We start from the raw sequence: 12,818 nt of genomic DNA on the forward strand, positions 1-12,818 counted from the left end.
ACAATTGTAACAAGAAGAACGCTTATATTAAAGTTAAAAATTAAATGGAAACTACAGAAAATAAGAGGGATTAAAGAAAAGAAGACGATTTATAAAGAACAATAACAAACAAAAAAATTAATAATTATAAAGAATCTTTTGTAAAGAATCTTGATCTAACAAGGGAATCCCGAGTTCTTGAGCTTTTTTGAGTTTTGAGCCTGGATCTTCTCCTACAACAAGATAATCTGTTTGTTTAGAAACAGACGAAGAAACCTTACCTCCACAATTTCGAATAGTTCTTTCAATATCCGAGCGTGTTATCCCCGCAAAAGCTCCTGTAATCACAAAAGTTTTTCCTTGGCAGATAGAACTGCTCTTATGGCTGGGAGCAACTTTAACTCCAAAATCCAACATTTTCTCTATTTCTTCTAAATGTTTAGGGTTTTCGAAATACTCTTTAATAGAAACGGCGACCTTATCTCCAATACCCTCGATTTCTAGAAGCTCCTCCTCTGAGGCTGAAATGACCCTCTCCAAGCTTCCAAAATGTTCTGCTAATGAAGATGCGACTCCTATCCCAACATAAGGGATACCCAAAGCAACAAGAAAACGATCCAAAAAGACGTTTTTTGCTTTTTCTATGCTCTTTAAAATATTCGTAACAGACTTCTCTCGAAATCCAGGCACTTGCAGCAGATCCCTTTTTGTAAGTGAAAATATGTCCGAACAAGAATGTAACAAGCCCATATCAAAAAGCTTGTTAATTACTTTTTCTCCTAAATATTCTATATCTAGAGCAGAACGCCCCGCAAAAAAGCGGATCTTTTCAATAGTACCCCCACTACAAGTGGGATTCATACAACGCACACAAACCTTATTCCCTTCACGAACAACATCCCCATGACATATGGGACAATGTTCTGGCATCTGCCAAGATTGAGAATCTTCTGGGCGCTTCCCTAAAACCACGCCCACAACTTTAGGAATAACTTCTCCCCCCTTTTCTAAGACTACAGTGTCACCAATGCGGATATCCTTCCTTCGAATCTCTTCCTCATTATATAAGGATGCTCGAGAAATCAAAGATCCCGACAGAAAGACCGGCCGCAACTTCGCCACGGGAGTAAGAACCCCCGTTCTTCCCACCTGGACTAAAATATCTTCAAGAACGGTTTCTGCTTGTTCTGGAGCATATTTATAAGCTAAAGCCCAACGATAATGCTTCCCAGTGCTACCTAAACTCTGTTGATCCTTGATACTATCGACCTTAATGACTACCCCGTCAATCTCCATAGGCAACTGAGATCGCAATTGTTTTATCTCTTCTAAGAAAACAAAAACCTCTTCCTTAGAGCGACATAACCTAGGCATCCCTTGAACAGAGAGTCCCCATTGACGACAGCACTCAAGGCTATCGCAATGAGAATCACTCAATTCCTCTGCCAACACAGAATAAATAGAAATTTCTAGTTTTCTCTCTGCCACTTTCTCTGCAGATAATAACTTCAAGGTCCCCCCTGCAGCATTGCGAGGATTTGCAAATTCTGGTTTCTTTAATGCCCTTTGCTTTGCATTAATCTCATCAAACACAGCTCTTTTAAAGAACACCTCACCACGAACCTCTAAAAACTCAGGGGACTCCTCCGGAAGACGTAAGGGCAATGCTCGAATTGTTCGGATATTGGTCGTAATATCCTCCCCTTGTTTTCCATTTCCACGGCTCATTGCTTGCACTAAAATGCGATCTTCATAGCGTATAGCTACAGCAATGCCATCGATTTTCAATTCTATAGTATAATAAGGGACATGACCTAAGCTCTTCTCCACTCTGGAGAAAAACTCCTCCAATTCTTCTTCAGAATAGCCATTTGCAATGGAAAGCATTGGATACTTATGATCTACGATCTCTAACTCCCCAGAAGGACGATCTCCAAGACGTAGAGTCGGAGACCAAGGGACTCTCCACTCAGGATGCTGCTTTTCAATAAGCTGCAGCTCCCTCATTTTCATGTCGTAATCATAATCTGAAATTAGAGGCGCATGAAGCACATAATACTGATAATCATGCTTCTCTAATTCTTGACATAGCTCTAGGTAATACTCTTGAGAATCACTCACTTCACTTCCTGGGCACATCGGAAACCATAAGTACTATTCACTGCTCCAGGGTTATTTCGATGACGATGCGCGCAACGCAGATCGTTCTTTAAGCTTTTCCAACATCCTCCTCGCAACACCCTATACACCCCCTGGACAGGCCCCTTGGGGGTTTCTATTTCTTGAGCAGCAATCTCATAAAAATCATATGCATACCAATCTTGGCACCACTCATACACATTTCCTGCCATGTCATATAGCCCATACCCATTTGGAGGGTAGCTCATCACTGCAGTTGTATCTGAAGAAAAGAAATTTGCCTGAGTTTTATCGATCTCCTCACCACAAGGATAACGATGTCTCACTCCCCCACCTCTAGCAGCAATCTCCCACTCTGCCTCCTTAGGCAAACGCTTCCCCACCCAGGCAGCATAGCCTGCTGCTCCATACCAAGTCACTCCTACTACAGGATGCTTAGCATACCCTGGCTCTATAACAAGCTTCCCAGACCGTCGTTGTATGCGAGAATCCTTAAGACGAATAAGCTCATTGTAATGTTTATCTTGCTCCCCGCAACAATCTAAATACCGAATAAATTGCTCATTCGTTACGGGATGAATATCCAAGAAAAAACTTTGTAAAAAAACCTGATGCACGGGATGCTCATCTCTCTGACCTTCTAAGCTTCCTCGAGAAAATACTCCCCCTTCAATAAATACCATTTCTGTAAGTAAGGGTTGAGGACGAGCTTCTTCCTTGTCCTGTTCAACATAACGGCTGACCACGGGCTCCCGAATAAGCAAAGATTGTAAGGCATGAGAATAGCCGTCCTCATTTTTCTCCCCTGAAGAAAAATCAGTAGCGGTATCCATAGCTTCATCTATAGATCTTGCCTCTACTAAAACAAATTCTAAGGCTTCTGAAGATTCTTGAGACACATGCTTCTCTGCTTCTTTCTTTAATGCCTCACACACTCCTGAAGCTACAGCAGGCTTCTCAGCAATCTCGCGAACAGCCTCTTGAGTGCAGTTAGAAATCGCGCTTAACATCTGCTCTCCAGAAGATTTTTTCTTTAATAACGGCGTAAGAATTCTCGCGCGATTCTCTGATGATGACGTTAGACACATCCGCAATAAAGTATCCCAATCATAAATATATTCTGGGAAAACCTCTGAAGGCATAGGGAACACCCCTTGAGGAAGTACTCCAAACAACAAGTAATACACGACAACTCCAAAAGCATAGGAATCTTGCAACCTATCTTCAGAGCACCTCTCTGGCGCATGAAATAGCAATATCTGCTTTAACCTTTCTTCTATAGGCTCATTATTCTGAGCTATTGCTTCCTGCAACATGCTCTCTTTTAATAAAGAAGCAAACCCCAGCTCAGGAAGCACTATCTCTGGAGCCTCCCTAGAAACATCCACATGTACAGAATACAAATAGATTCCCCCATGCGCGAGCCCTTTTTCATGAGCATAATCCAGAACTGCAGCGAGCTGGCTAGCAAAAGCGACTACTTCTAACTCTGATAAAGGCTGAGAACGGCTTGCTAAATACTGCGGCAAGGATAACAACGGAACTTCTCTTTCTGGTGTAATTAAAAAATACTGTCCAGAAGACTGCGATACATTTTCTATAGGAAGCATACTTCTATGCTTGAACGTAGCCAACTTCACAATCACCTCATGAAAAGGCTCCATAAAGGCTTCTGAAGATGCATAATGCGAAAATAATAACTTTAAAATGTAGCGTTTCTTTATAAAACGATGCTCAACAACAAAATCCTTGCTCCATAAAGTTTGACCAAGACGACGAAGAATCCTATAGTCACCTAAAAACTCTACTTCTATATCCTTTCCACTTTCCATTAAAAAGGCTCCTGTCGTATTGGGATATCCTTGCACTAATTAGCTAACTATAGTAAGGGGAAACGAAGATTGCAATATACAAAGAAACACAAAAAAAGAATGTTAGAGAAAACTTCTAACATTCTTTTGCTCAGGAAACTTTATTCTCTAGCAACTAGAGAATAAGCCGCTATTATTCCTGACCTTTATCTGATGTTGCACCGCCACTTAATGGTTGTGCACCTTCCGAGGACACGCCGGAAACCCCTTCATTTCCACTCGAAGATCCCTCTGATCCGGAAGCACCACTTCCCTCACCTACACTTCCTACACCACCGTCACTACCTTGTCCAGATCCATCTTCTGAGGGCGGAATTAAAGGAATACCTTCTTCATCACCAACCTCCGCTTTAACTCCATCTGATAAACGTCCAACGCCGGCCAATCTTAGCATTAACATAACAGCCCAAGCAAGAGCTACCATTCCAAAAAGAACACAACCAATTCCAGCAACTACTCCTAGGCCACAGCACGAAGTAATACTTACAATCCCAGAAAGCAAAGCTCCAAGGCTTGCTAAAGCTACGACAACAGCCAGAACAACCCTTGCAATGCCAGAAGCTTTGTTTTCAAAAGCAGGAATTGCTTTAGGTGAACAATCAACACTCCCTATACCAGAACAACATTCTTTCAAAAATAACATGAAATTCTCCGAAAATTAAAATTTTTAAAAAACTCGTTTTTAAATTTCTTAAGTAAATCGCTAACAAGTCATGCTTATTCTCGCCTGAAATCTATACAACATAAGCAGAATCAAAAGCACTGTCCCCCAAAATAAACTCCCAACACTCTTAAAACGTAATACACAAAATAATAAGCGGAGGAACCTTAGCATAAGGCTACAAAACAGTAAACAAGAAAAAGTCTACAAAACTTCCTATATTTAAAACCTAAGGAGCTACTGTATTTAGTTTTTTTAAAACTTCGACATATAGCATAGAAGAATGCAATGTTTCTTGAGATACCCCTTGGGATTCTGCTAATTCTCTGGCACGAAGAAAATAATGCAAAGCCTTAGCATAATCGTAGCGTTCGCATAGAATCTTACATAGTTTTAAGTGGAGGACAAGATCCTGGGGAGAATCTTGAACGCACCTTTCAAGAAGAGCCACGCCCTCAGCTATTTTCCCTAAGTGAAAAGCGATAGAAGCTAAACGACGATAACCCTCACAGCACTTTGGAGAGTTTTTCATAGCTTTCTTTAGCTCTTCTCCATATTGAGTGATTTCTTGATACGTCAATCCTGGATCTTGAAACAACAGAGACAAGGTTTTGTCATCAATATTTCCATGTAAATAATCATAGTTCATCGACCCTTGAACTTCTGCTTGGGGACTGTGCTTAAGAAGATGCTTTCCCTCTTTCTTTTTCCCTTGAAGGATTCTCACAAACCCCAGGAGCTCTTTGAGTTCTTCATCCTCAAGATATTTCAAAGCTTTCTCATAGGAAGCTTCTGCCTCAGCATATTTTTGTTTTTGCAAAGCAAAAGATCCCTGATTCATAAAGGTCAACCCAAGAATTTCTTTAGGAGTACGTATGCGTAATTTCTTAGGATCTAAGCTATTATCATAACTCTCTGTAGAAAGGTGCCTCCCTCCTGCGGTTGTTTCAATATTGACCTCTCCTTCAAGATAGCGCAAATAAATATGTCCTGGAGGAGTAACAGCTTCTAAGGGGACTCCCACGCGCTGAGACAAAGCGAAATACAAAGAAGAAACTCCTAAACACACACCAAATTTCCTATCAGCTACAGAAGAAAGAAAAGAAAATTCATCCGAAAACATTTCTTTTTTAGAAGGGTAACGTATACCTTCTTCGTAAAATAGAATCCGATTCATTGCTTCTATTGTCACCTTATGGTACTCTTTAGATCCTAGAGCATAATGCTCCCTATCTAATGCACGCAAACGCTCTACGTGAATCCGCAATGCCAAAATATCAAGGACTCTACCATAATACCGAGCTTTCTCTTCGGCAGCATCTGAAAACTCCGCGAATACCAAAGCTCTGCCAAGATCCTTCTCGGGGTCTATACTAGAGGAAGAGTCTGACAAAGACAAAACCAATCCCTCACAAGAAAGTTTATCTATGACGCTTTGTTCTTCTTCTAAGAGAACTTTATTTTCTTTCTCTAAAATACTCCTAACAAATAAAAGTACTTCGCTCTCCTGTAGAGAAGGAAATAGTTGAAGAAGCCTTTGAAGGCTAAGCTGATCTCGATAGAGATGATAATAAGCGCAGAGGCTTTCTAAATTATAGGGATCAATATTCCAAAACTTCTCTTCTATGTGTTTGTGCTTCTCTCCATTCTTGAAGCTTCCCACCCCATGGAGATCCCCGAAAAGTAACAAACAACAACATAAAGCTCGCTTAAACATCCTATCCGAATCCTACTCGTTATAAGATTCTTATAAAATGAAACTAAGCCCAAAAAGATTAAAAGTCTGTAGAAAAAGGCCTATCCTATATTCTACACAACTTTTTAAATGAGCATCTCTTAAAGTTCTTTATCTAGAATCAAAACAATAACGGAATCCTTGAGATGCTTTCGCTTTTTTAAATAGATTAAAGAACTTCGAGTTAACAAAAGAAAAAGAAGACATAAAAATCCGAGAAGAATATTCTTGTTCAAAATTTTTTATACAAGTAGACAACCCTATTCTTAGATACCTATGGTAGAAAATTTAAATGAAAAGCTTGCCAATATCCTTATTCACTATTCTCTAAATGTACAACCAGAAGATCATGTATGGTTACGAGGAGACATTTCAGGGCTTCCTCTGCTTACTTGTGTGTATCGACAGCTTATCGATATGGGAGCTTTTGTACATAGTGATATTGGCATAAGTTCTTGGGACGAACATCTCGCTCGCTTTGGAAATGAAAAACAGTTGACCTGTCCTCCTATGATAGGGGAGCATCTAGCACAAAACTGCAATAAAAACTTGCAGATTCTCTCTACAACAAATACACAGATGCTACATGGAATCCCTTCTCAAAAGCTGGCTTTACTTAATCAACGTCGTAAAAACATCTTAAAAACGATTTTACAACGCTCTGCCTCTCGTGAGCTTGACTGGACGCTTTCTTTAGCTCCTTGTTCTGCATTTGCTCAAGAGGCACAGATGGGGCTTGAAGCATTCCAGGAGCTTTTTTATAAAGCTTGTTTCTTGGATTCTCCTGATCCCATAGCAAAATGGAAAGAGCTCTCAGAGCAACAAGCAGAGATAATTCGTTTCTTAGAGACAAAAACCCGCCTACACATCAAAACTCCTGATACAGAGCTGTTTGTTCATATTGAAAATATGAAGTGGAAAAACTGTGATGGGAAGCGTAATTTCCCCGATGGAGAAATCTTTACAGGTCCCAATCTCAAAGCGCACTGTGGGGGTGTAAATGGTCGTGCACGTTTTCCTTTTCAAACAATTTTTGCTGGTGTTGTAGTTGAAGATATCCAACTGACTTTTAGAAAGGGTCGTGTAGTGGCCGCTACAGCAAAAACCAATCAAGACTTCCTTCATGCAATGTTAGAGACCGATGAGGGAGCAAGAAATGTTGGGGAGATCGCTATCGGAACGAACAGTGCTTTAAAGCAAATTACAAAAAATATCCTTCTCGATGAAAAGATAGGTAAGACCTTCCATCTTGCTCTAGGAGCAGGATATCCCGAGACAGGAAACACAAATGTTTCTGCTCTACATTGGGATCTTATTGGAGATCTTAGGGAAGGCAGTATGTTTGCTGACGATATCTGCTTCTATTGCGACGGCCAGTTCCTTTTCGATGGTTGGCCGCGTCTTTAGTTCCTTATTTCTCAGCAGGAGGTACCTTTTTAAACAAAACAACATCTTTAGCCATAGAGAGCTCGATAGAGGTATCAGGCTGGATGTCCCCTTTCAAAAGAGCCTTGGATAATAATGTCACGATTTTCTGCTGAATGAGGCGCTTTAAGGGACGAGCACCAAAGGCGCTATCATATCCCTGCTCACTAAGATATAGTACTACAGAGTCGTCCCAAGATAAAGATATGCGTCTTTCAGCAAGTCTTTGCGCAACCCTACGCATCTGAATGCCAACAATTTTTACAATATCTTCAGTAGTTAGAGGAACAAATGGCAGGATCTCATCAATACGATTGATAAACTCAGGGCTAAAGTATTGCCTTAATACAGAGGAAACCACAGAAAGAATCTTCTCCTTAGAGACTGCGCTTCCTTTCTTGGCACAATAATCCGCAAGCTCTTGAGAGCCAATATTCGAAGTCATGATAAATAAAGCATTTTTGCAGTTAACCTTACGTTTCTTACTATCTGTAAGAATCCCTTCGTCAAAAATTTGTAGGAGAATATTAAAAACCTCTTTATCTGCCTTTTCAATCTCATCAAAAAGAACTACAGAATAGGGACGCCTACGTAAAGCTTCTGAGAGACTCCCTCCCTCTTCATACCCTACATATCCTGGAGGAGAGCCAATCAATTTTGATACGGAATGCTTCTCCATATACTCCGTCATATCAAAGCGAATCATTGCCTCTTCTTTATTGAACAGTAGATCTGCAAGAGCTTTTGCTAATTCTGTCTTTCCTACTCCTGTAGGCCCTAAAAATAAAAACACTCCCAAGGGACGCTGTGGATCACTAAGCCCTACTCGAGCTGCACGGATAGAATCACTCACAGCAGAAATTGCAAAGGGCTGCCCTACAACTCGCTCTTCTAAAATCTCTTCTAAAACTAAAAGTTTCTCAGCTTCTCCCTCGAGCATTTTTTGGACAGGGATCCCTGTCCAATTGGCAACAACCTGAGCTATCAATCTCTCGTCTACCTCTTCTTGAAGCAGGCGGTTGTCTCTCTTATTCAATGACTCTTCAGCTTTTTTAATCTCCTCTTCTAAAGCAGGAATTAAACTGTAGCGCAACTCAGCAACGCGATTATAATCCGCAACACGCTCAGCTTCTTCCTCTGCGAACTTCATGTTCTCAAGAGAATTTTTCTTTTCCTTAAGCTTGGATATGAGCTTTTTCTCTTCGTCCCACTGTAAACGCAGGCCTGCAAGCTCTTCCTTAACAGCATCTATAGATTTCTGCATCGCAGCAGCTTCTTCTTGATACGAAGCAGTCTTCTCTCGCTTTATTGCTTCTTGCTTAACGATCAAAGCAGAAAGCTCGCGCTCCTTCTCATCAATAGGGAGAGGCAAACTACCAATTTGCATACGAATCAAACTTGCAGCTTCATCTATTAAATCGATTGCCTTGTCTGGCAAAAAGCGATCCGTAATGTAACGATATGAAAGCAAAACAGCAGCACTTAACGCTCCCTCGGTAATACGTACGCCATGGAAAATTTCATACTTTTCTCGTAATCCTCGCAATATAAACACTGCATCTTCTAGGGAGGGCTCTGTAACAAAAACAGGCTGAAAACGCCTCTCTAAAGCAGCGTCTTTCTCTATATACTTCTGGTATTCATTTAGCGTTGTTGCTCCTATGCAATGTAGAGAACCTCGAGCTAATGCTGGCTTTAGCAAATTTGCCGCATCCATTGCGCCATCTGTAGCTCCTGCCCCAACTAATGTATGCACCTCATCAATAAACAAGATGCTCTCTCCCTCTCCAGATTCAATATCTTTCAAGACACTTTTCAACCGCTCTTCAAACTCCCCGCGATACTTGGCCCCGGCAATCAAAGCTCCCATATCCAAAACGTAAAGCTGCTTCTCCTTTAAAGACTCAGGGACATCCCCCTGAACTATACGCAAGGCAAGCCCCTCTGCAATCGCAGTTTTCCCTACACCAGGCTCCCCTATAAGCATAGGGTTATTCTTCGTCCTTCGGGACAATACTTGAATTGTTCTACGGATCTCCTCATCGCGACCAATGACCGGATCTAACTTCCCCTCGCGAGCAATCGCTGTAAGGTTTTTACAATACTTTTCTAACCCTTTTAAATTGGTTTCTGCACTAGGAGAATCCATACGATGTCCTTGCCTTATTTTTGTAATGAGTTGCTTAAGATCAGCTAGGGAAGTCTTTGTAGTCTTTGTCCACGAAGCAAATGGTTCCTTATTGGACTTCCAAAATGCCAATAATAGATGGTCTCCAGAGAGATACTCATCTCCTAACTCCCTAGCTTGATTTTTTGCTTCCATAAGAAGATTTTGTAGTCCTGGGGAAGGCTTAGGAACAGCATTACCATCAACAACGGTAGGTTCTCGGGAAAGCACATCCTCAACAGCGGCACTTAATAAGCTCGCATTCGCATGAATATCCTTAATAATTAAATAAAATAAGGATTCCGTATTTTCTAACAGAAACTTCAGTAGATGATTTTCTGTAACATAGACATGATGCTGAGATTGCGCATATTCCAAAGCCTTTTCTAAAGCTTCTCTAACGGCATCAGAAATTTTATCCATAAATCAAATCCCCCAACCAGTCTCAGAAAACAAGTCTTTCATTACATAGAAGAAACAAAAAAGCTACCTATTTTTCTTGAGAAGCCTCTAAAGATTGCGCTTCCAAGTGTTTCTGACGACGCTTCCATTTTTGGCTATACTGATACAATAGCCCATAATTTCTCACAGTAAATGCTACGTCATGACATTCATTTAAAAATTTATCGATCTTCTCTATGCGAGAAGCATTTAAACACTCAGAAAAACGACTAGCACAATTTTCTATAGATTCTGCAGCACGCTGAACATGAGACATCACAGGAAGCTCCTTATGCGCACCTAACACATGGGAAATTTTCAAAGAGACCTCATGCACCTCATCTTTTAGAGCAGAGACAGCCTTATCAGCCTTATCTAAACAGTGCATGAGCTTATCCAACGGATCAATGTTTTGTCCAAAGACAATATCCTGAGAGGAAATTCTCTCGCTATCTTTCCGAGACTTGCTCGGAAAAATATTCACAATAGGCTCCCCTATGAGCTTCGGAGAATACATTGCAATGACGTCTCCCTTATATATAGGAATGTTTGAATCTATTTTCAAAACTAGCTTATAGCAACATAATTGCCCCTTAGGATCCTCTTTCTCTTCATCAATAATATTATGTATCGCCGCTACAGATCCTATAACACGCCCTGCAAAACACACGTTCATACCGCGCTCTGCTCCTCCAGCAACAGGGAAAGCTACATGGATCTCTTGTTTGCCATCTCCATGAGCTTTGGGGAAAAATACCGTTATGGCTAAAAAGCCCAAAACCCCCGCACACATCAACCACCCTAAAAACAACGGTTTGCGATCTTTTTTCAACACTGTGTTCTCCTTAAAAATTCTAGGTTGACGTTAAGCAAAAGAACTGACGCACTAAAGGGTCTTCTGTTTGTAAGAACTCCTGTTTTGAATACACCTTCGATATGGTTCCTTGATGATGAATAGCTATACTATCCGCAAGAGTCAAAGCTAAAGAAAGATCATGTGTTACAATCACTCCTCCCCTGCCCTGCTCATTTCGTAATTTTCCAATAATTTCTGTAATTTCACGACTCGTCATAGGATCCAGACCCGCTGTAGGTTCATCATAAAGCACCAACTTCGGAGAATAGATTAACGAACGCGCTAACGCGACTCTCTTAATCATGCCCCCAGAAAGCTTGCTTGGGGAAAACTCTGCAGCATACACAAGTCCTACATCTTGCAAAGCCTGAAATACCTTATCTTCGATTTCTTCATCGGAAAGCTTCTTTGACAACTCATTATATACGCGCAAACCAAAAGCAACGTTCTCTCTCACAGTGAGAAAATCAAACAACGCGCCTCCCTGAAATACCATTCCTATCATTAAAGGCTTAAGCTTCCCTTTATGAAGGAACTCCTTAGCATAGTGAATCTTACCAGAATCAGGACTTTCTAATCCCATAAGCTGGCGTAAAAGCACACTTTTCCCTGTTCCAGACTTTCCAAGAATCACCAAAATCTCATCAGGAAAAATTTTTAAAGACACCCCTTGTAAAACTGCATACCTAGATCCATCGTCATCCAGATAACTCTTATAAATATTCTCTACATGAATCCAAGGGGTCTTCATATCTTAAAAAAAACAATGAAAGATTGTCGTAATCACACAATTAATAAAAATAATCGATACATAGGAAATCACTACTCCCTCTGTGGTGACTTCAGTTACTCCCGTAATCCTTCGGTAGCGTCCCAACCCCTGATAACAGGCTAATGAAGTAATAAAAAAACCAAAGATCAAAGATTTCACAATTACCATGAACACGTCAAACGGCAAGATGTGTCCAGCAACCATATACCAATACTCCTGAGAGGGGATCTGAAAAGCATAACGACAGATCATGTATCCCGAAAAAATTCCCGACCATACGGCTATAATGACCAGCGCTGGCATCGTAATGATCCCTGCAATGATCCTAGGCAAAGCAAAATATTCTAAAGGATTTACCCCCAGAGAAGACATCGCACTAATTTGCTCTGTCATTCTTAACGTCCCTAAAAACGCTGCAATCGCCCCTCCAACTCTTCCAGAAAGTGCCAAAGCCGTAAGAACAGGGCCGATCTCTACCAAAATGCTCTTCACCACAAAAAACCCTATAGCACAAGAAAGACCATATACCCCTAATTGGTAATAGGACTGCAATGCAAGAACCACCCCAGTAATCACACCAGTAAGAATCACAACAGGCAATGAGCTTACACCAATAGCATAACCCTGTACACAGACAGCATGAAATAGACACTTCTTAAATGAAAAACTCTTGACAACCGCAAAGTTAAAGCCAAGCCAACGACTCAAACCTATAGGGAAAAGAAAAAGAGCTCTGCAAAAATTTTTCTTTACCTTCATAAAGAGAGTGATA

General features: G+C 40.8%; 9 protein-coding genes. 1 reads left to right on the forward strand and 8 read right to left on the reverse strand.

Annotated elements, in window-relative coordinates:
* Positions 1–117: 117 nt before the first annotated feature.
* The 4 genes from ligA to G5S_RS04350 all read right to left on the reverse strand — a co-directional run bounded on the left by ligA (position 118) and on the right by G5S_RS04350 (position 6,367).
* Entirely contained in the window at positions 118–2,118 is a 2,001-nt protein-coding gene (gene ligA, locus G5S_RS04335) for an NAD-dependent DNA ligase LigA (protein ID WP_013712990.1), read from the reverse strand.
* Positions 2,097–3,950, reverse strand: a complete 1,854-nt coding sequence (locus G5S_RS04340; RefSeq protein WP_013712991.1) for an SUMF1/EgtB/PvdO family nonheme iron enzyme — start codon at positions 3,948–3,950, stop codon at positions 2,097–2,099. The genes ligA and G5S_RS04340 overlap by 22 nt, the downstream gene beginning before the upstream one ends.
* 172 nt (positions 3,951–4,122) lie before the next feature.
* Complete coding sequence (locus tag G5S_RS04935) at positions 4,123–4,632, reverse strand: hypothetical protein (RefSeq protein ID WP_049770617.1); 510 nt, start codon at positions 4,630–4,632, stop codon at positions 4,123–4,125.
* 247 nt (positions 4,633–4,879) lie between these two features.
* Positions 4,880–6,367, reverse strand: coding sequence for a transglutaminase family protein (locus G5S_RS04350; RefSeq protein WP_013712996.1), 1,488 nt, complete (start codon positions 6,365–6,367; stop codon positions 4,880–4,882).
* 294 nt (positions 6,368–6,661) lie between these two features.
* Here G5S_RS04350 and G5S_RS04355 point away from each other — a divergent pair, with 294 nt between their 5' ends.
* Complete coding sequence (locus G5S_RS04355) at positions 6,662–7,792, forward strand: aminopeptidase (RefSeq protein WP_013712999.1); 1,131 nt, start codon at positions 6,662–6,664, stop codon at positions 7,790–7,792.
* Between the two features lie 4 nt (positions 7,793–7,796).
* Here G5S_RS04355 and G5S_RS04360 read toward each other — a convergent pair whose 3' ends face one another.
* The 4 genes from G5S_RS04360 to G5S_RS04375 form a co-directional block, all read right to left on the reverse strand.
* Positions 7,797–10,400, reverse strand: a complete 2,604-nt coding sequence (locus G5S_RS04360; RefSeq protein ID WP_013713000.1) for an ATP-dependent Clp protease ATP-binding subunit — start codon at positions 10,398–10,400, stop codon at positions 7,797–7,799.
* Positions 10,401–10,467: 67 nt separating this feature from the next.
* Positions 10,468–11,253, reverse strand: a complete 786-nt coding sequence (locus G5S_RS04365; protein WP_021756726.1) for an MCE family protein — start codon at positions 11,251–11,253, stop codon at positions 10,468–10,470.
* Positions 11,254–11,272: 19 nt separating this feature from the next.
* A complete protein-coding gene (locus G5S_RS04370) occupies positions 11,273–12,025 on the reverse strand; it encodes an ABC transporter ATP-binding protein (protein WP_013713002.1) in 753 nt (250 codons plus the stop codon).
* A gap of 3 nt (positions 12,026–12,028) precedes the next feature.
* On the reverse strand, positions 12,029–12,805 hold the full coding sequence (locus G5S_RS04375) for an MlaE family ABC transporter permease (RefSeq protein ID WP_041467105.1): 777 nt from the start codon (positions 12,803–12,805) through the stop codon (positions 12,029–12,031).
* Positions 12,806–12,818: the final 13 nt, after the last annotated feature.

Origin of the sequence: Chlamydia pecorum E58, from assembly GCF_000204135.1 — a bacterium.
GTDB lineage: Bacteria > Chlamydiota > Chlamydiia > Chlamydiales > Chlamydiaceae > Chlamydia > Chlamydia pecorum.